General features: G+C 71.8%; 16 protein-coding genes and 1 pseudogene. 4 read left to right on the top strand and 13 right to left on the bottom strand.

Annotated elements, in window-relative coordinates; all coding sequences use genetic code 11:
• Positions 1–73 precede the first annotated feature (73 nt).
• The 4 genes from IE265_RS31560 to rlmN form a co-directional block, all read right to left on the bottom strand.
• The gene (locus tag IE265_RS31560) at positions 74–1,105 is read right to left on the bottom strand and encodes an ABC transporter ATP-binding protein (RefSeq protein ID WP_190039231.1); all 1,032 of its coding nucleotides are present in this window, start codon (positions 1,103–1,105) and stop codon (positions 74–76) included.
• 211 nt (positions 1,106–1,316) lie between these two features.
• A complete protein-coding gene (locus IE265_RS31555; RefSeq protein WP_190039167.1) occupies positions 1,317–2,918 on the bottom strand; it encodes an ABC transporter permease in 1,602 nt (533 codons plus the stop codon).
• Positions 2,919–3,043: 125 nt separating this feature from the next.
• On the bottom strand, positions 3,044–4,126 hold the full coding sequence (locus tag IE265_RS31550) for a thiamine ABC transporter substrate-binding protein (RefSeq protein WP_190039166.1): 1,083 nt from the start codon (positions 4,124–4,126) through the stop codon (positions 3,044–3,046).
• A 252-nt stretch (positions 4,127–4,378) separates the two neighbouring features.
• On the bottom strand, positions 4,379–5,485 hold the full coding sequence (rlmN, locus tag IE265_RS31545; RefSeq protein ID WP_190039165.1) for a dual-specificity RNA methyltransferase RlmN: 1,107 nt from the start codon (positions 5,483–5,485) through the stop codon (positions 4,379–4,381).
• Positions 5,486–5,709: 224 nt separating this feature from the next.
• On the opposite strand from rlmN, the gene IE265_RS31540 reads away from it, so the two are divergent.
• The 3 genes from IE265_RS31540 to IE265_RS31530 all read left to right on the top strand — a co-directional run bounded on the left by IE265_RS31540 (position 5,710) and on the right by IE265_RS31530 (position 9,538).
• The gene (locus tag IE265_RS31540) at positions 5,710–6,468 is read left to right on the top strand and encodes a DUF6928 family protein (protein ID WP_190039164.1); all 759 of its coding nucleotides are present in this window, start codon (positions 5,710–5,712) and stop codon (positions 6,466–6,468) included.
• 481 nt (positions 6,469–6,949) lie between these two features.
• Complete coding sequence (locus tag IE265_RS31535; RefSeq protein WP_190039163.1) at positions 6,950–8,149, top strand: NAD(P)/FAD-dependent oxidoreductase; 1,200 nt, start codon at positions 6,950–6,952, stop codon at positions 8,147–8,149.
• Between the two features lie 336 nt (positions 8,150–8,485).
• Positions 8,486–9,538, top strand: a complete 1,053-nt coding sequence (locus IE265_RS31530; RefSeq protein WP_190039162.1) for an RNA polymerase sigma-70 factor — start codon at positions 8,486–8,488, stop codon at positions 9,536–9,538.
• Between the two features lie 107 nt (positions 9,539–9,645).
• On the opposite strand, the gene IE265_RS31525 is transcribed toward IE265_RS31530, so the two are convergent.
• The 5 genes from IE265_RS31525 to rpsB all read right to left on the bottom strand — a co-directional run bounded on the left by IE265_RS31525 (position 9,646) and on the right by rpsB (position 14,328).
• The gene (locus IE265_RS31525) at positions 9,646–10,773 is read right to left on the bottom strand and encodes a phosphatidate cytidylyltransferase (RefSeq protein WP_190039161.1); all 1,128 of its coding nucleotides are present in this window, start codon (positions 10,771–10,773) and stop codon (positions 9,646–9,648) included.
• Positions 10,773–11,330: a ribosome recycling factor gene (gene frr, locus IE265_RS31520; protein WP_010984060.1), complete on the bottom strand. Its 558-nt coding sequence runs from the start codon at positions 11,328–11,330 to the stop codon at positions 10,773–10,775. Before frr ends, IE265_RS31525 begins: the two co-directional genes overlap by 1 nt.
• 120 nt (positions 11,331–11,450) lie before the next feature.
• Positions 11,451–12,221, bottom strand: a complete 771-nt coding sequence (gene pyrH / locus IE265_RS31515; RefSeq protein WP_190039160.1) for a UMP kinase — start codon at positions 12,219–12,221, stop codon at positions 11,451–11,453.
• Between the two features lie 189 nt (positions 12,222–12,410).
• On the bottom strand, positions 12,411–13,247 hold the full coding sequence (gene tsf / locus IE265_RS31510; protein WP_190039159.1) for a translation elongation factor Ts: 837 nt from the start codon (positions 13,245–13,247) through the stop codon (positions 12,411–12,413).
• Between the two features lie 151 nt (positions 13,248–13,398).
• A complete protein-coding gene (rpsB, locus tag IE265_RS31505) occupies positions 13,399–14,328 on the bottom strand; it encodes a 30S ribosomal protein S2 (protein ID WP_190039158.1) in 930 nt (309 codons plus the stop codon).
• A 278-nt stretch (positions 14,329–14,606) separates the two neighbouring features.
• On the opposite strand from rpsB, the gene IE265_RS31500 reads away from it, so the two are divergent.
• Entirely contained in the window at positions 14,607–15,236 is a 630-nt protein-coding gene (locus IE265_RS31500) for a M23 family metallopeptidase (RefSeq protein WP_190039157.1), read from the top strand.
• A 247-nt stretch (positions 15,237–15,483) separates the two neighbouring features.
• Here IE265_RS31500 and IE265_RS31495 read toward each other — a convergent pair whose 3' ends face one another.
• From IE265_RS31495 to IE265_RS31480, 4 genes and pseudogenes are all read right to left on the bottom strand, one after another.
• Entirely contained in the window at positions 15,484–16,041 is a 558-nt protein-coding gene (locus tag IE265_RS31495) for a TetR/AcrR family transcriptional regulator (RefSeq protein ID WP_190039230.1), read from the bottom strand.
• Between the two features lie 231 nt (positions 16,042–16,272).
• Positions 16,273–17,112, bottom strand: a complete 840-nt coding sequence (gene whiG / locus IE265_RS31490; RefSeq protein WP_190039156.1) for an RNA polymerase sigma factor WhiG — start codon at positions 17,110–17,112, stop codon at positions 16,273–16,275.
• A 272-nt stretch (positions 17,113–17,384) separates the two neighbouring features.
• A complete protein-coding gene (gene dprA / locus IE265_RS31485; RefSeq protein WP_506005205.1) occupies positions 17,385–18,650 on the bottom strand; it encodes a DNA-processing protein DprA in 1,266 nt (421 codons plus the stop codon).
• Positions 18,539–18,946 (bottom strand): annotated as a pseudogene (locus IE265_RS31480) (magnesium chelatase subunit ChlI family protein); the annotation flags it as partial. The gene dprA and the pseudogene IE265_RS31480, both read right to left, overlap by 112 nt.

Raw genomic sequence — 18,946 nt, 5'->3', positions numbered from 1 at the left:
GGGCCACCGCTGTGTCCGGCGCCGGAAGGCGCGTGCGGGCCGTGACGGGGTCACCGGGGCCGCGGGACGGCCCTCAGGCGTCCGGACCGCCGCCGAGCACGACGACCTCGGCCGCGTCGAACTCCACCCCGACCTCGTCCCCCGTGCCGGGCGCGTCCCGCAGCGCACAGGCCGCCTCCAGCCGCGGCGCGTGCGGCGGTTGAAGGCGCACGGCGACATGGGTCCCCCGGAAGGTCCGCGCGGCGACCGTGCAGCGCAGCCCCCGCGTGGCCGCCACGAGCCGTACGCCCGCCGGCCGCACGAGCAGCGTCACCTCGCCCCGCGGGGTGCCCCGAGGGACCGGCAGGACGCCCCACGGGGTGCTGGCGGTGTCCCCCTCGACCGTCGCGGCCACCACGTTCTCGAAACCGAGGAAACGGGCCACGAACGCGTCGGCCGGCCGCTGCCAGACATCGAGCGGGCTGCCGGACTGCGCGATGCGCCCCTCGCGCATCACGACCACCCGGTCCGCCAGCGCGAACGCCTCGCCCTGGTCGTGGGTCACCGCGAGCACGGTCGTCCCCAACTCCCCGAAGAGCTCCCGCAACTCGACCACCAGGCGCTCCCGCAGGGAACGGTCGAGCTGTCCGAGCGGTTCGTCGAGCATGAGCAGCCGGGGCCTGGGCGCGAGCGCGCGGGCGAGCGCGACACGCTGCTGCTCACCGCCCGAGAGGGAGGCGACGGCCCGCCGGCCCGAGCCGGGCAGTCCGACGAGGTCGAGCAACTCCCCGACGCGCGCGGCCTGCCGCTCCCTGTCGGCACCGCGCACCCGGAGCCCGAAGGCCACATTGCCGCCGACGTCGCGCTGCGGGAACAGCTGGTGGTCCTGGAACATCAGGCCGACGCCGCGCCGGTGCGCGGGCACGCCCTCCAGGTCCCTGCCCTCCAGGAGCACCCGGCCGGCGTCCAGGGGCTGGAGTCCGGCGACCGCCCTCAGCAGGGTCGACTTCCCGCTGCCGCTGGGGCCGAGCACGCAGACGATCTCGTGCTCGGCGACGGAGAGGCCGACGGCGTCGAGCACGGGCCGGCCGCCGAGGCGTACGGTCGCGTCGTCGATCCTGAGCATCGGCGCGGGTCCGGCGCCGTTCCCCTCGGCCGCCGCACCGCCACGGCCGTCGCTCCGGTCCCCGCTCCGCCCGCCCCGCGCGCCTTTCCGCGACGCGGGGCCCATGGCGGCTTCCCGCGCCGTGCCCGCGCCGGCGCCGCTCCCCGGGTCCTCCGCCGTGTCCTCGGCGGCCCGCCCGTCCTTCGAGGTGTCCCGCAGGGCGTCACGCATGTCAGAACTCCCCTGTCCGGTCGGTACGAAGGCGTTCCAGCACCAGCAGCGCCACCGCGCACACCACCATCAAGATCGTCGAAAGGGCCATGGCCTGGCCGTAGTTCAGTTCGCCTGCCCGTCCCAGCAGCCTGGCCACGGCGACGGGCAGGGTCGGGTTGTCCGGCCGGGCGATGAAGACGGTCGCGCCGAACTCCCCCAGCGACACCGCGAAGGCGAACCCGGCCGCGACGAGCAGCGCCCGCCGCACCATCGGCAGGTCGACCTCGCGCCACACCCGCCACGGGGACGCCCCGAGGACCGCCGCCGCCTCGCGCAGCCGTCCGTCCACGGCACGGAGCACGGGCAGCATGGTCCGTACGACGAAGGGGACGCCCACCAGCGCCTGCGCGAGCGGTACCAGGATCCAGCTGCTCCTGAGGTCCAGCGGCGGCTCGTCGAGCGCGATGAGGAAGCCGAAGCCGACGGTGACGGCGGAGACCCCGAGCGGCAGCATCAGCAGGGCGTCGAAGCCCCGTACGAGCCGGCCGGCGTCCCGGCGGGTCAGGGCGGCCGCCGCGAGACCGCCGATGAGCAGCGCGATGGCGGTGGCGGCGAGCGCGTACTGGAGCGAGTTGCCGACCGCGTCGATCGGCGGCACCAGGAAGATCCCGCCCTCGTCGCTCGTCAGCGCCCTGTAGTAGCCGAGGTCCGGAGCGCCGAGGGACCGCTCGACGAGCACCGCCAGCGGCAGCACCAGCAGGACGGCGATGCTGACGAGCACGCCGCCGAGCAGCGCCCGCTGACCCGCGCCGCGCGGCCTGCGGGCGGTGAGGGAGGCGTCGACCAGGCGCAGGGCCGTCTCCCGGCGGCGCACGGTCCAGGCGTGCACGGCGAGGACCGCGCCGACCGCGCCGAACTGCACGACCGTCAGCACGGCGGCCGTCGACAGGTCGAAGATCTCGGAGGTCTGCCGGTAGATCTCGACCTCCAGGGTCGAGAAGGTGGGACCGCCGAGGATCTGCACCACGCCGAACGACGTGAAGGTGAACAGGAAGACCATGAGCGCGGCCGCGGCGACGGCCGGGCCGAGCGCCGGCAGCGTCACCCCGCGCCAGGCCGCGAACCGCGAGGCGCCGAGCATCCGCGCGGCCTCCTCCTGCCGCGGGTCGAGCTGCGACCACAGGCCGCCGACCGTGCGTACGACCACCGCGTAGTTGAAGAAGACGTGCGCCAGCAGGATCGCCCACACGGTCGTGTCCAGCCGTACGCCCCACAGGTCGTCGAGGAGTCCCCCGCGGCCGAGCAGCGCGAGGAAGGCGGTCCCGACGACCACCGTCGGCAGTACGAACGGCACGGTCACGACGGCACGCAGGACCTGCTTGCCCCGGAAGTCGAAGCGCGCGAAGACGTACGCGCCGGGCAGCGCGATCAGCAGCGTGAGCGCGGTGGAGGCGAGCGCCTGCCAGGTGGTGAACCACAGGACGTGGCGGATGTCGGACTGCGCGAGCACGTCCGCGATCCGCCCGAACCGCCAGACCCCGTCGATCCTCAGGCCGCGGGCGACGATCGCCGTGACCGGATAGGCGAAGAACAGCGCGAAGAAGGCGACCGGCACGGCCATCAGGGCGAGCCGCGCCGCCCCGGCCCGAGCGCGTCGCGGCCGCGGCGCGCGGGCCGCCGCACCGGCACCGCGGGGTCCCCCGGGTGGCGGTGCGGCGGACGCGGGCCCGTCCCCGGGCCGGCGTCCTACTTCAGTACGAGGGACGTCCACGCCTTGACCCACGCGTCACGGTTGTCGGCGATCCGGGCGGGGTCCAGGGTCTCCGGGTCCTCGGCCGCGGGACCGTACTTCGCGAACTCCGGGGGCACCTGGGCGCCCTCGCGCACCGGGTACACGAACATGTTCAGCGGCATGTCCTCCTGGAACCGCTCGCTGATCAGGAAGTCGACCAGGGCCTTGCCGCCCTCGGGGTTCCTCGCGTTGCTCAGCAGCCCCGCGTACTCGACCTGCCGGAAGCAGGTGCCGGTCGCGACGCCGGTGGGCGCGGCCTTCGGCTTCGGGTCGCCGTAGATGACCTCGGCGGGCGGCGAGGAGGCGTAGGACACGACGAGCGGCCTGTCGGCCCCCGCCTTCCTGCCGCCGGCGGAGCCCGAGAACTCCTCGTTGTAGGCCTGCTCCCAGCCGTCGACGACCTTCACGCCGTTGGCCTTGAGCTTCTTCCAGTAGTCCTGCCATCCGTCGTCGCCGTACTTCGCGGCGCTCCCGAGCAGGAAGCCGAGGCCGGGCGAGGACGTGGACGCGTTCTCCGTGACCAGCAGGTTCTTGTACGCGGGATCGACCAGGTCGTCGAACGACGTCGGCGGGTCCAGCTTGCGGTCGCTGAAGTACGCCTTGTCGTAGTTGACGCAGACGTCGCCGGAGTCGATGGGCGTGACCCGGTGCTTGCCCTGGTCGGCGCGGTACTCGGGCAGGATCAGCTCCGAGCCCTCGGCCTCGTACGGCTGGAACAGACCGTTCTCCAGCGCCCGCGACAGCAGGGTGTTGTCGACGCCGAAGAAGACGTCGCCCTGCGGGTTGTCCTTCGTGAGGATCGCCTTGTTGACGGCCTGGCCCGCGTCGCCGTCCTTGAGGACCCTGACCTTGTAGCCGGACTCCTTCTCGAAGGCCTTCAGGACGTCCTTCGAGTAGGCGAAGGAGTCGTGGCCGACGAGCGTCACGGTCTTCGACGCGGCGGCGCCCCCGTCCCCGTCCCCGGACGATCCGCACGCGGCGAGCGTGACGAGTCCGAGCCCCACGGCCGCGGCCGTGAACTTCCTGGTGGTGCTCACTTGATTCCTCCTGGGGGTGACCAGGAAGAGACGCGGCCCTGCCCGGGAACCTCGGGGTTCCCGGGCAGGGCGCAACAGCTCGAGTAATGACCGAACTTCCTACCCAGAATGACCTGGGCAAGGTTCTGAGGGTCTGCGGCCCACCCGGTCCCGTGACCCGGCTGCCGCACTCTCAGCGCTGTGGCGCTCCCCTGTCGGAATATGAAGATGTACTGCCAGGGCCCACACTACCTCCCGGGCCCTGGCCGGAAACTACCGCTCGGTCGCCGCGAGCTGCCCGCAGGCCCCGTCGATCTCCTGGCCGCGGGTGTCCCGGACGGTGACGGGCACGCCGTGGGCCGCGATGGCCTCGACGAACGCCTTCTCGTCCTCGGGACGCGAGGCGGTCCACTTGGAGCCGGGCGTCGGGTTCAGCGGAATGAGGTTCACGTGCACCGGGCGGCCCTTGAGCATCCGGCCGAGCCGGTCGCCCCGCCACGCCTGGTCGTTGATGTCGCGGATCAGCGCGTACTCGATGGACAGCCGGCGCCCCGACCTTGCCGCGTACTCCCAGCCCGCGTCCAGCACCTCGCGCACCTTCCACCGCGTGTTCACGGGGACGAGGGTGTCGCGCAGTTCGTCGTCGGGCGCGTGCAGGGAGATCGCGAGACGGCACTTGAAGCCCTCGTCGGCGAACCGGTGGATGGCCGGCACCAGGCCGACCGTGGAGACCGTGATGCCGCGCTGGGAGAGTCCGAGCCCGTCCGGCTCGGGGTCCGTGAGGGCCCTGATGGACTGCACGACGCGCTTGTAGTTGGCGAGGGGCTCGCCCATGCCCATGAACACGATGTTGCTCAGCCGGGCGGGACCGCCGGGGATCTCGCCGTCGCGCAGGGCGCGCATGCCGTCCACGATCTGGTGCACGATCTCGCCGGTGGACAGGTTCCGGTCGAGCCCCGCCTGTCCGGTGGCGCAGAACGGGCAGTTCATCCCGCAGCCCGCCTGTGAGCTGATGCACATGGTCACCCGGTCCGGGTACCGCATCAGCACCGACTCGACGAGCGTGCCGTCGAAGAGCCGCCACAGGGTCTTGCGGGTGGTGTCGGAGTCGGTCGAAAGATGCCGCACGACCGTCATCAGCTCGGGCAGCAGCGCTTCCTGCAGCTTGGCGCGCGACCCCGCGGGGATGTCGGTCCACTGCTCCGGATCGTGCGCGTACCGGGCGAAGTAGTGCTGCGAGAGCTGCTTGGCGCGAAACGGCTTCTCGCCGATCGCGGCCACCGCCTCCTTGCGCTCGGCGGGCGTGAGATCGGCAAGGTGCCGCGGCGGCTTCTTGGCTCCGCGCGGCGCGACAAAGGTGAGTTCTCCGGGTGCAGGCATAACTCTCCCAGTGTCGCAGATCAACTCGGGCGGCCCGGGCCGGAGCGGGGTGGGGGTGGTCACCCGCGGGTGCCGACTGTCGGCGTCGGCCGGCCCCGCCCGACCGGGGACGGCCCAGGACGGTCCCCGGTCGGACCCTCGCGGCGATGGCAGCGCCGATGGCGATGTCAGTGCGGGTGGCCATGGTGCGACGACCGTCGAGCGCGACACATCGGGGAGGGGCCGTGGGAGCCAAAACGGGACTGCTCGTCTACGCGGACGGCGAGGTGCCCGACCTGCTGCGACTGGCGGGGGCGGCTGACCTGCCGCGGACGTCCGAGATGATGCGGCGCCTCTACCCGGGCCGGGAGATCGAGCAACTCCCCGGCTCGACGCTGGGCAACGGCGTGTACCCACCGAAGGACACGGCGTACGCCGCGAGCCGACCGGGCCTGGAGATCGTCTGCGACCAACGGGTGATGATTGACTTCCCGTCCCGGCTCCCCGAGCACCTCGTCGCGGCGAGCGCCGGCCGACGGCTCGTCCTGCACGCCATGCACAGCGTCGTCGACTGGCTCGCGTTCGCGGTGTGGGAGGACGGGCGCCTGCTCCGCTCCCTGAGCCTGTCGCCGGACAGCGGCATCATCGAGAACATCGGCGAACCGCTCCCCTTCGAGCTGCCCTACTGGGCCGGGGACCGCCCCGCGGACATCGTCCCCTGGCCGGGCAAGGAGGAAAAGCCGTACCCGCTGCCCTTCCACCCTCTGAACCTGGGCGAAGACGCCCTGCGCGCACTCTGCGGCTTCGTCCAGGAGGGCCGCCCCGAACCTGACGACATCGACGCGTACGGCATCGACCTCCACGGATTCCAGGTGCGAGACCCTCACGGGCCTGACCGTGCGGAGGAAGAGGCGTTGCTGAAAAGGATCATGGAGACCATGGGGCCGCCGCGCTTCTGCACGCTGGGCCCCGACGGCTCCCTGATCGAGTGCGACGGCCCGTAGCTCCCGACCTCTTCTCCCGAAGCAACTCGGACGGGTGCTCGACCCCGGATCGGTGCGCCTCCCGTCCACTGCGATGCTCTGCCGGCGTCCGCGCTTGTCCGCCGCTGTGCGTTGGCGTTGTCACGCCCCGGTGCGTCCTCGGCCTCCGACCACTCGACATCGGCGGCCGTGCACTGGGCGGACGTCTCGACCCGCCTGTGGTCCCATGTCATGCGGCTGCGCACCGGCCCACCGCCCTGTACCCGGGCCGACCTGTTCGGCAGCGCGCGCCGCCGCCCCGCCGCGAGGGCTCGCCGCCGCCCCTGCCGTACGGGCCCCCGGCGGCCGTCGCCACGGCCGAGGGCGTGCCGGACGACGTGGGTCTCGCCCCGCACACGTCCGGCGCACCGCCTCCGATGTGCGCCACGTCTCATCGGAGGACCGTGACACAGGATGCGCGGCCGGTGTCTCCATGCCGAGTCCGTAATGCAAGGGAGACATGATGAACGAGATCGTTCGGGTGGTAGTGGTCGGCGGCGGCTACGGAGGCGTGACGGCGGCCAACAGCCTGGCCCGTCGCGACGGGGTGTCGGTGACCCTGGTCAATCCGCGTCCCGAATTCGTCGAGCGGATCCGCCTGCACCAGCTGCTGACCGGCTCCGACGACGCGGTCGAGAGCTTCGGGGACGTCCTGGGCGGGAACGTCCGGCTCGTCGTGGACACCGCCACCCTCATCGACGCCACCGAGCGCCGGGTGTCACTCGCGGGCGGCGGCACGCTCCCGTACGACTACCTCGTCTACGCGGTGGGCAGCGGAGCGTCCGACCCCGGCGTGCCCGGGGCCGCGGAGTTCGCCGAGTCGGTGTCGGACCTCGAGGCCGCGGAACGACTGCGTGCCGCCCTCGCGGCCACGCCCGCGACGGCACCGCTGACCGTGGTCGGGGCCGGACCGACCGGCCTGGAGACCGCCGCGGAGCTGGCGGAGGCGGGCCGCAGGGTCACCCTGGTGTGCGGCAAGGTGCTCGGCCCCTCCCTGCACGCCGCCGGCCGCCGTCCGGTCGCCCGTCGGCTCGCCGAGCTGGGAGTGACCGTCCTTGAGGGCCCCGGTGCGAGCGTGACGGAGGTGACGGGCGATGCCGTACGGCTCGCGGACGGCCGTGAGCTGCCCAGCTCCGTGACGATCTGGACCGCGGGATTCCGCGTCCCGGACCTGGCCGTCCGCAGCGGGCTGCTCACCGACGCCGAGGGCCGTCTGCTCACGGACGGGACGCTGACCAGCGTGGGCGACGACCGCATCGTCGCCGCCGGGGACTCGGCCTCGATGTCGGACCATCCGTTCCGGATGAGCTGCCAGGCAGCGGTACAACTGGGCCCGGCGGCCGCCTCGACGATCCTGCGCCGGATCGCGATGAAGAAGCCCGCTCCCGTCCGGATGTTCTTCGCCGGGCAGTGCCTCAGCCTCGGCCGGAACGAGGGCGTCACCCAGTTCTCCTACCCGAACGACAAGGTGAACGCCCTCCGCGTCAGCGGGCGTCCCGGTGCCGGCGTCAAGGAGATCGCCTGCCGGTTCACCCTCAACAAGCTGCTGTCGGGTGCCCGCAAGGCGGGTTCCGGGACACCCCGCGCGTCCCGCGGCGACGGCGCCGCTCTCCCGGAGACGCCCCGGTCGGAGCAGCGCACGACGACGTCGGGCACCAGCTAGCCACCGGGTCCCCTTCCCGGGCCGACGGCCGACACGGCCCGACCACTCGGCCACTCGGTCACTCGGCCACCGGTACGGCCCGGTCGACCCGGCCGGTCGCCCCGGCCCGAGAAGGGGACCGAACGGCAACGGCGCCCGTACGGCGCCCCCAGGCCCCGTACGACACGCCGTCGAGCACCCGTGGCGGACCCACCACCCCGCCCCGCACTGCGCTGCACGGCACGGCGCGCCCGCCACCGGTATCCCGGCCGCCGACCGGGTACACATCCACCGCGGGCCCACGGCCCGTGGCCGAGCGAGAGAGTGAAACGCGCGAAACACGACATGGACGACGACATGGACGACCAAGCGACCGACCCCCCTGCGGACCCCCCGGCGGACGCCTCGGTCGGCCCCCCGACCGACCGTCGCAGCGGCTCTCCGACCGACCGGCCCGTCGCCCCGGCGACCGACCGACGGCACGATCCGCAGACCGACCCCCGCCCCGACCCGGCGTCCGACCCGGCCACGGACCCCGCCACGGAGGCCTTCCTCGCCCACCGCGACCTGCTGTTCACCGTCGCGTACGAGATGCTCGGTTCGGCGGCGGACGCGGAGGACGTCCTCCAGGAGGCCTGGCTGCGGTGGGCCAAGGTCGACCTGGCCCAGGTGCGGGACCCGCGCGCGTACCTCGTACGGATCACGACCCGGCAGGCGCTCAACCGGCTCCGCGCCCTCAAGCGGCGCAAGGAGTCCTACCTCGGCCCCTGGCTGCCCGAGCCGCTGCTCACCGCGCCGGACGTGGCCGAGGACGTCGAACTGTCGGAGAACCTGTCACTGGCGCTGATGTTCATCCTGGAGACCCTGTCACCGACCGAACGCGCCGTCTTCGTGCTGCGCGAGGTCTTCGAGATCGACTACGAGGACATCGCGGCCGCCATCGGCCGGAGCCCCGCAGCCGTGCGCCAGCTCGCCTACCGCGCCCGTCTGCACGTCGACGCCCGCCGGCCGCGCACACCGGCGTCGCCCGAGGAGGCCTGGGCGGCACTGGACTCGTTCCGGTCGGCGCTGGAGACCGGGGACCTCCAGGGGCTGCTGGACGTGCTCGCCCCGGAGGTCGTCTTCGTCAGCGACGGCGGCGGCCTCAGGCTGGCCGCCCTGCGGCCGGTCGTCGGCGCCGACAAGGTGCTCCGCTACATGGCCGGCAGCCTCGACAAGGCCGGCGGCGTCCTCACCGGCGAGACCACGACGGTCAACGGCAACCCGGGACTCATCCTGCGCCAGGGCGACGTGATCGACGGCGTACTCGCCTTCCGGGTGGAGAACGCCCGCGTCACCGGCCTGTACTACGTACGCAACCCCGAGAAACTCACCCGGGTCGAGTCGGAGACCGCCCTCACCTCCCGCTGAACAGCGTCCCCACCTCCCGCTGACCGGGAGGGAACGGCCCCGCCCGCCACGAACGACAGGAGCTCGCCGCCCCCTGGGCGACGAGCTCCTCCGTACACGACCGCGGGTCAGCCGGACCCCACGAAGATCACCAGCAGCAGCCACACCACGGGCGCCGTCGGCAGCAGCGAGTCCAGACGGTCCATGATCCCGCCGTGGCCCGGCAGCAGGGTGCCCATGTCCTTGATGCCCAGATCGCGCTTGATCATGGACTCGCCGAGGTCCCCCAGCGTGGCACTGGCCGCGACCGCGAGGCCGAGCAGCAGACCCTGCCACCAGGTGCCGTCGTCGATCAGGAACTCCAGGCACAGCGCGCCCGCCACCATCGCGAAGCCGACCGCGCCGAGCAGTCCCTCGCGGGTCTTGCCGGGGCTGATGCGCGGAGCGAGCTTGTGCCTGCCGAAGCGCCAGCCGACCGCGTACGCGCCCGTGTCGCTGACCACGGCCAGCAGCAGGAAGGTGAGTACCCTCCACGCCCCGTCGTCCGCGGTGAGCATCAGCGCCACGAACGTGGCGAGGAACGGGATGTAGAACGCCGCGAAGACCCCCGCCGTGACGTCCTTCAGATAGCCCTCGGGCGGTTCCGTCATCCGCCAGACGAGGACCGCGAGCGCGGTGAGGGCCATGGCCACCCAGGCACCCTCGACACCCCGCACGTACCCGGCGACGACCATCGCCGCGCCGCCGACGGCCAGGGGCACGAGCGGTGCCTTGATGGCCTTCTGTTCGGCGAGACGCGACGTGAGTTCCCACAGGCCCACCACGACGGCGACCGCTATCACGCCGATGAAGACGGCCTTGACGACGAACAGGGACGCGACGATGACCGCGCCGAGCCCGACGCCGACTCCTATGGCAGCACCGAGGTCGCGGCCCGCGCTCTTCTTCGGCGGCGCGGGTGCGGGCTGTGCGGTGCTGGGCATGGGCTCCTGCGGATTCTGCGACGAAGCCCGGAAGGGCGGCGTCTGCGGCGTCTCGTCGCGGAACAGGGGGCCGCCCGCCCGGGCGGCCCCCCGGTCGTCATCCTGGTCTCCGCCATGCGCGGGTACGTCGGGCACGATGGGCATGGGGCGAGTCTGCTGGGCGTTGTGCGCATCGTACGCGGGACCCGCCGGGGCTGCCCCCTGGACAGGCCCCTGCTCGGACGGCCCCCAGTACCCGGCTTGTGGCGGCGCTCCCCAGGAAGAGTCGTTCATCAGACCTCGAGCAGCTCTGCTTCCTTGTGCTTGAGCAGCTCGTCCACCTGGGCCACGTACTTGGCGGTGGTGTCGTCGAGCTCCTTCTCCGCACGGCGGCCCTCGTCCTCGCCGACCTCGCCATCCTTGATCAGCTTGTCGATGGCGTCCTTCGCCTTGCGGCGGACGGAGCGGATCGAGACCTTGGCGTCCTCGCCCTTGGTCTTGGCGACCTTGATGTAGTCCTTGCGGCGCTCCTCGGTCAGCTCGGGGAACACCACCCGGATGATGTTGCCGTCGTTGCTCGGGTTGACCCCGAGGTCGGAATCACGGATCGCCTGCTCGATGTTGCGCAGCGCGCTCTTGTCGAACGGGGTCACCACGGCCATGCGCGGCTCGGGCACCGAGAACGAGGCCAGCTGGTTGATCGGCGTCAGCGCGCCGTAGTAGTCGGCCACGATCTTGTTGAACATCGCCGGGTGCGCACGGCCGGTGCGGATCGCGGCGAAGTCCTCCTTGGCGACCACGACGGCCTTCTCCATCTTCTCCTCGGCCTCGAGGAGGGTCTCTTCGATCACCACTTGCTCCTGCGTGTCTTGAGTAGGCCCGGCCGCTGTCCCCTGGCGGGGCGGCGGCCGGCTGCGTCGCGTCTTATTCCTGCACGGTTCCCGACCGGCAGGACATTGTCCATCCCCCGGTCAGGCCCGGCTGCCCTGGTCGCCCACGAGCGTGCCGATCTTCTCACCCTTGACGGCCCGCGCGATATTGCCCTCGGCCAGAAGCTCGAAGACGAGGATCGGGAGCTTGTTGTCACGGCACAGGGTGATCGCGGTCATGTCGGCGACCTTGAGGTCGCGCGTGATCACTTCGCCGTAGCTGAGCGCGTCGAACTTCACCGCGCCGGGGTTGGTCTTCGGGTCGGAGTCGTAGACCCCGTCCACCCCGTTCTTGCCCATCAGCAGTGCTTCCGCGTCGATCTCCAGAGCACGCTGGGCGGCGGTGGTGTCGGTGGAGAAGTAGGGCATGCCCATGCCGGCGCCGAAGATGACCACACGGCCCTTCTCCAGGTGCCGTACGCCCCTCAGCGGGATGTACGGCTCCGCGACCTGCCCCATCGTGATGGCGGTCTGCACGCGGGAGTCGATGCCCTCCTTCTCCAGGAAGTCCTGGAGGGCCAGGCAGTTCATGACGGTGCCGAGCATGCCCATGTAGTCGGAACGGGCCCGGTCCATACCGCGCTGCTGGAGCTCGGCACCGCGGAAGAAGTTGCCGCCGCCGATGACCACGGCGATCTGGGCGCCACCACGGACCACCGCGGCGATCTCCCTGGCGATGGCGTGCACCACGTCGGGGTCCACGCCCAGTCCCCCGCCACCGGCGAACGCCTCACCGGAAAGCTTCAGCAGAAAGCGACCGGAGCCCTTGCCGGAGTCGCTCTTCTCGTCCTTGTCGGCCTTGGTGGTGGTCATGGAGATCTCGCCTCTTTTACGTGTCGCACATACGAAGAAGGCCATTGCCGGTGGGGTGTCGGTGGCAACCCATGCGCGGCAATGGCCTCCTCGTCAGATCTGCTGTCGACCGTCACGCACGCGCGTGACGGCGTACGCGGACGACTGCTGTCGACCCTAGCGGGGTCGCGCGTCGATCGCGGTACGGACTCAGATGCCGACCTTGATGCGCACGAAGCGCTTCAGGGTGACACCGGCCTCGTCCAGGACCTTCTGGACGGACTTCTTGTTGTCGAGCGCGTACGGCTGACCGAGGAGGGTGGCCTCCTTGAAGAAGCCGTTGACGCGACCCTCGACGATCTTGGGCAGCGCGGCCTCGGGCTTGCCCTCGGCGCGGGTGGTCTCCTCGGCGACGCGGCGCTCGGACTCGACGACCTCGGCCGGGACGTCCTCGCGGGAGAGGTACTTCGGCGCGAAGGCGGCGATGTGCTGCGCGATGCCCTTGGCGAGCGCGGCGTCGGCCTTGTCCAGCTCGACCAGGACACCGATCTGCGGGGGCAGGTCGGGCATGGTGCGGTGCATGTACGCGGCCACGAACGCGCCGGAGAACTGCGCGAAGCGGTCGAGGACGATCTTCTCGCCGAGGTTGGCGTTGGCCTCGTCGACGAACGCCTGGACCGACTTGCCGGGCTCGATCTCGGAGGCGAGGAGCGCCTCGATGTCGGCCGGGGAGGTCGCGGCGACGTGCTGGGCGACCTGGTTGGCGACGGCCTGGAACTTCTCGCCCTTGGCGACGAAGTCCGTCTCGCACTTCAGCTCGACCAGGACACCGGAGGCGTTGTCGTCGGCGATGATGGAAACCACGGCGCCGTTCTCGGCGGAGCGGCCCTCGCGCTTGGCGACGCCCTTCTGGCCCTTGATGCGCAGGGCCTCGACGGCCTTGTCGACGTCGCCCTCGGCCTCGTCCAGGGCCTTCTTGCAGTCCATCATGCCGGCGCCGGTGAGCTCGCGGAGCTTCTTGACGTCAGCGGCGGTGTAGTTCGCCATGATCTGTGAATCTCTTCTCGGAGTTCGAAGTCTCGAAGTCGGCGTCCGCCGCTGATCGGGCGGGCGTCCACCGAAGATCTACGGTCTGTGGATGAACGGCGGGCGGTGCGCTCGGCACCGCCCACCGTCATTCAACCGTGACGCTGGATCGTCAGGCCTGCTCGGCGTCGGCCGGCTTCTCGGCCTCGGCGGCGGGAGCCTCGTCGGCCGGGGCCTCGTCGGCGGCCGGAGCGGCCTCGGCGGCGGGGGCCTCGGCAGCAGGAGCCTCAGCGGCGGCCTCGGCGGCGGGAGCCTCGTCGGCCTTCTTCTCGCCACCCTCGAGGAGGTCGCGCTCCCAGGCGGCGAGCGGCTCGCCCGCGGCCTTGTCACCCTCGGCGGCCTTGCCGGCGCCGGAGCGGGAGATGAGGCCCTCGGCGACCGCGTCGGCGATCACACGGGTGAGCAGCGTGACGGAGCGAATCGCGTCGTCGTTGCCGGGGATCTTGTAGTCGACCTCGTCGGGGTCGCAGTTGGTGTCGAGGATGGCGACGACCGGGATGTTGAGCTTCCGGGCCTCGCCGACCGCGATGTGCTCCTTCTTGGTGTCCACGATCCAGACGGCGCTGGGCACCTTCTGCATCTCGCGGATACCACCGAGGGTCTTCTCCAGCTTGGCCTTCTCGCGCGAGAGCACGAGAAGCTCCTTCTTGGTGAGACCCGAGGCGGCGACGTCCTCGAAGTCGATCTGCTCGAGCTCCTTGAGGCGCTGCAGACGCTTGTAGACGGTCGAGAAGTTGGTGAGCATGCCGCCCAGCCAGCGCTGGTTGACGTAAGGCATGCCGACGCGGGTGGCCTGCTCGGCGATGGCCTCCTGCGCCTGCTTCTTGGTGCCGACGAACATGACCGTGCCGCCGTGGGCGACGGTCTCCTTGACGAACTCGTAGGCGCGGTCGATGTACGACAGCGACTGGAGCAGGTCGATGATGTAGATGCCGTTGCGCTCGGTGAAGATGAAGCGCTTCATCTTCGGGTTCCAGCGACGGGTCTGGTGACCGAAGTGGACGCCGCTTTCCAGCAGCTCCCGCATCGTGACGACGGCCATGGCCGTTCTCCTTGATTTCTCGGTTGTGCCGCGCGTGCCGGACGGCACGCGCGCCTGACGCCCGCGATGCGCCGTGCCACAAAGGACCGAGAGGCGCTGACATCGGCTTTTACGGCCTGATGTCGGGGCGTGCGAAGTCGACCCGGTGACCCGGATCGCCAAAGGAAGTGTACGGGACCCGGGAGGTGCCGGGTGACGCCGCTGTCCACAACCGACCGGTACTCCACAGATCCCGGCCATGATCCACTTTTTTCGGCCGTTCACGGGACGGTTCCTGCATGCGACCCGATCGAAGTCCTCGTACCTGGCCCGTGCTGCTGATGCTGCTGCTGTCGGCGCTCGCCCCGGCCCTCACGCCGCACGGGGCCGCCGCCCGCGCGGGGGTGCCCGGCGCGGCAGCCCCGCCGCCCGACACCGACACCGCCGTGCCGGCCGTGGCCCGAACCTGGCCCGTGGGTTCGCGCCCCCGAGTGGCGCGGGGCTGGGAACCGCCGGCGACGGTGTACGGCCGCGGCCACCGAGGCGTCGACCTGGCCGCGGCGCCCGGTGCGGCGGTCCGTGCGGTCGCCCCCGGCCGGGTCTCGTTCGCGGGCCGGGTCGCGGGCCGCGGGGTCGTCTCGGTCGAGCTGACCGGGACGGGGGACCCACCGCTGCGCACGACGTACGAGCCGGTGCGGGCGACGGCCGAGAGGGGTGCGCGGGTGGCCGCGGGCGAGGTCGTCGGCGTGCTGGAGCCCACGGGCTCCCACTGCGGCGGGCCGTGTCTGCACTGGGGTCTGCGCAGGGCGGACGCCTACGCCGATCCGCTGTCCCTGCTGCCGGCCCGGCGGCTCGGGCTCGGCCCGTCCCGTCTGCTGCCGGTCGCCGGGGTGCCCGAACCGGACGACACCGCGTCCGGGCCGCCCTGAACACGCGAACAGCACCCCACGGCCGCCCGCACGGCGCACGGACGGGCTGTACGACACGGGGCTCCGGGCTCGACACCCAAGGCATGGCACGGCACGGCATGGCACGGACGTCGGACACGGCGACAGGCACGGGCACGTCAAAGACGGTGGGCACGACTGGCACGGCAGAAACCGCGGGCCCGGCAGGGCAATCCACCGGATGCCGATGTCGACGAGAAGCCGAGAGGGACGGCGACGGCGCGAACGCTCAGCCCCGCACGCCCCGGAGGGCCATGGAGACGGCCGCCTCGGTGATGACCTCCGGATTCTCGGCCGCGCCCAGCTCGATCCTGCGCACGGCCGCGTCAACGATCCCCTGGAGGAGCATCGCGGCCATCCGGGGCTGCTCGTGCCCCATGTCCCGCAGGGCTTCCACGATCATCGCGACCAGCCCGCCGTGCGCGGCACGGATCTTCTCGCGGGCGCCCGCGTCGAGTTCGCTCGCGGAGATCGCCACGACGGCCCGGTGCCGGCGGTCCCCCACCAGGGCGAGCTGATGCCGGACGTACGACTCGACCTTGCTCTCGGGGGTCCCGGCCATCGCCATCGCGGCCTCGACCTCGGCGGCCCAGACGGGGAAGTCGACCTCGCAGAGCTCTTCGACGACCGCTGCCCGCGACCGGAAGTACTCGTACACGGAGGAGCGGGCGAGCCCCGTCCGCTCGGCGAGCGCGGGGAACGTCAGCGCGTCCGTTCCCCCCTCGGACAGCAGTGAACGTGCCGCGTCCAGCAGGGCGGCTCGCTGCATCGACCGGTGCTCGGCCACGGAGGCCGCTCGAATCCTTGGCACGCCCCCACTTTACGGACGCCCGGCGCCCGGCGGGAGGGGCTCGACCCTCGGGGCCCGATCCCGCATGGCCGCGCCGAAGGGTGGACCTGCTCACCCGGACCACGAAAGCCCCAGGTCAGAGCCGTACGCTCCGCAAGTCGCGGACCTCTTGGGACAACCGGAGCCAGAGCGTCGCCCCGCTTCGGAGGCAGGGACGATTCGGCTCGATCAACGGCCGAAACTCGCCAGCTTCGCCCGCAGCTGGAGCACGGACTTGGTGTGGATCTGGCTGACGCGGCTCTCCGTCACGCCGAGCACATTGCCGATCTCCGCGAGCGTCAGCCCTTCGTAGTAGTAGAGGGTCACGACGGTCTTCTCCCGGTCGGGCAGCGTGTTGATGGCCCGCGCCAGGAACCTCCGCAGCTCCCGGTCCTCGGCGACCTCCACGGGGTTGTCGGCCGCCGTGTCCTCCAGCGTGTCCATCAGGCTCAGCCGGTCGCCGCCCTCCCCGCCGACGTGCAGCAGCTCCTCCAGGGCCACCACGTTCGCCAGGGACAACTGGCTGAACACCGCGTGCAGTTCCTCGACCGCGATGCCCATCTCGGCGGCCACCTCGTGCTCGGTCGGCGTGCGCCGCAGCCGCGCCTCCAGCGTCGCGTAGGCGCGCTCGACGTTGCGTGCCTTCTGCCGCACGGAGCGGGGGATCCAGTCCAGTGCCCGCAATTCGTCGATCATCGCGCCGCGGATACGGGTGATCGCGTACGTCTCGAACTTGATCTCGCGCTCGATGTCGAACTTCTCGATCGCGTCGATCAGCCCGAAGACTCCCGACGAGACGAAGTCCGCCTGCTCGACGTTGGGCGGCAGCCCGACACTCACCCGGCCCGCGACGTACTTCACCAGTGGCGAGTAGTGCAGGATCAGCTGCTCACGCAGCCGCTCGTCACCCGTGGTCTTGTACGACCTCCACAGCTCGTCGAGCGTGGAGGGGGCGGGCGGCCGCACGCCACTGCCGCGGGCGGCGGGGGGAACAGCCGCCCGGTCGGACCCGGAGGTGTGCTGGGGCATTCGTCGTCTTGTGCCGTTCTGCCGTGAACTGTGGACGCCTGGGTGAGCTGTCGGTCTGATGTCGAGATGCCTGTCTGAGTGGGAATCCTTGTGAGCGTAGCGTGACTGAGGAGTCGCAGTGCGCGAAGGCCCGGGCGTGGAGCATGCGCAGATACGTTCCGCTGGGCGCCCGTCGGGGCTGCGGCCATCGCGGTGAGTAACCGTGAGCGAAGGCCAACTACCGGAACTGCCAAGGGTTTCGGGGGTTCGCCCGGACGGCCGAACACGCTCGGTCAGCATGGCTCCCGATCACCGCCGACGGAGATCGGCGCCTGGCGTGTCAACTTCCAGCCGTCGCCGTGTCGTTCGACGAACCCAAGTGAGCGGAGTTCGTACAGTCTCGCGACCGCGTCGTCCCTCGTCGTACCCGCGCCGCTGGCGATCTCCGCCGATGACACGGACTCCCTGGCCGGCAGGGCTGCCAGCACCCGCGCCGCCGCCGGATCGAGCAGGTCGCGGGGCAGTACGGGCCCGCGCCTGTCGGGTGCCAGCTCCCCCATGTCCCCCACCAGTTCGGCCACTTCCGAGGCGTCCGTGACCAGCGTGGCTTCCCCCCTCAGCAGTTCGTGCACTCCCGCCGAGAGCGCGCTGGTGGCCGGTCCCGGAACCCCCATCGCGTACCGGCCCAGGCGCTGGGCGGCGCGGGCCGTGACCAACGCGCCACTCCGGTACGCCGCCTCCACGACCACCGTGCCCCGGGTCAACGCGGCGATGACCCGGTTGCGCAGAATGAACCTGGTCGGCGTCGGATGGTCGCCGGGCGGCAACTCGCCGATGACCAGGCCCTGTTCGGCGATCCTGTTGATCAACTGGGTGTGTCCGCGGGGATAGGGCCGGTCGACCCCGCAGGCGAGCACCGCGACCGTGGCCCCGCCGGCGCAGAGCGCACCCCGGTGCGTCGCGCCGTCCACGCCGTACGCGCCGCCCGACACCACGACCCACCCCCGCTCGGCCAGACCCGCGCCGAGGGCGGACGCCATGTGGGCGCCGTACTCGGTGCAGGCCCGGGCGCCCACGACGGCGACGGATCGCAGCGCCCACATCCGCAGACTCGGCAGCCCCCTGACCCAGAGTCCGATGGGCCGCGCGTCCCCCAGGTCGTCGAGTTGGACGGGCCACTCGGAGTCCCCCGGACACACGAACCGCGTCCCGGCGTCCCCCGCGACCACGAGGTCGCGCCCTGGGTCCGCCCGCGCGGCCCGGGCCCGCAGGCCCGCCCAGCGCCTGTCCGTCACGCCCGGTGGCCGACGGCCGTCCCCCATGAGCCGCCGGACCACCTCCCCCGTCCCGATCTCGCGCAGCCACCGCCCCACCATCTGGTCCCCGGGCTCGGCGACACGAGAGAGGAAGGCCCGGTGGAGCCGCTCCCCCTCCGCGCTCACGCCCTCGCCCCGATCGCCATGGGCACGCCCCGGGGCACCCCGGTGCGCAGTTGCAGGGCGAGTCCCACGTCCCCCGCGTCGGGCCGGTCGTGCCCGACGAGGTCCGCCACGGTCCAGGCGACACGCAGGACCCGGTCGAGACCGCGCGCGGTGAGCACTCCGCGCTCCAGCCCCCGTTCCGCGTCGTCCATCGCACCCGGGGCCGCATGCCACCGGTTGCGCAGTTCGCGGCCCGGGACCTCGCTGTTCGTCCGCCAGGGAGTGCCCGCGAGCCGGGCGGCGGCACGCTCCCTCGCCGCCCGGACCCGGTCGGCGACCGTCTCCGTGGACTCTCCACGGGCAGCCGCTCCGGATGCTCCTATGGCTGTCAAGCCGCTGGAGCCAGGTCGGTTTGAGTGATTCGTTCGGTTGGT

The sequence above is a fragment of the Streptomyces fructofermentans genome (genome assembly GCF_014651055.1).
GTDB lineage: Bacteria > Actinomycetota > Actinomycetes > Streptomycetales > Streptomycetaceae > Streptomyces > Streptomyces fructofermentans.
This window is presented reverse-complemented; position numbering and strand designations above follow the sequence as displayed.

Bases quoted from the DNA above. Each gene is read 5' to 3' on its own strand.
- IE265_RS31560 (WP_190039231.1), bottom strand. From the start codon at position 1,105: ATGCTCAGGATCGACGACGCGACCGTACGCCTCGGCGGCCGGCCCGTG.
- IE265_RS31555 (WP_190039167.1), bottom strand. From the start codon at position 2,918: ATGGCCGTGCCGGTCGCCTTCTTCGCGCTGTTCTTCGCCTATCCGGTC.
- rlmN (WP_190039165.1), bottom strand. From the start codon at position 5,485: ATGCCTGCACCCGGAGAACTCACCTTTGTCGCGCCGCGCGGAGCCAAG.
- IE265_RS31535 (WP_190039163.1), top strand. From the start codon at position 6,950: ATGAACGAGATCGTTCGGGTGGTAGTGGTCGGCGGCGGCTACGGAGGC.
- IE265_RS31530 (WP_190039162.1), top strand. From the start codon at position 8,486: ATGGACGACCAAGCGACCGACCCCCCTGCGGACCCCCCGGCGGACGCC.
- IE265_RS31525 (WP_190039161.1), bottom strand. From the start codon at position 10,773: ATGAACGACTCTTCCTGGGGAGCGCCGCCACAAGCCGGGTACTGGGGG.
- pyrH (WP_190039160.1), bottom strand. From the start codon at position 12,221: ATGACCACCACCAAGGCCGACAAGGACGAGAAGAGCGACTCCGGCAAG.
- tsf (WP_190039159.1), bottom strand. From the start codon at position 13,247: ATGGCGAACTACACCGCCGCTGACGTCAAGAAGCTCCGCGAGCTCACC.
- rpsB (WP_190039158.1), bottom strand. From the start codon at position 14,328: ATGGCCGTCGTCACGATGCGGGAGCTGCTGGAAAGCGGCGTCCACTTC.
- IE265_RS31500 (WP_190039157.1), top strand. From the start codon at position 14,607: ATGCGACCCGATCGAAGTCCTCGTACCTGGCCCGTGCTGCTGATGCTG.
- whiG (WP_190039156.1), bottom strand. From the start codon at position 17,112: ATGCCCCAGCACACCTCCGGGTCCGACCGGGCGGCTGTTCCCCCCGCC.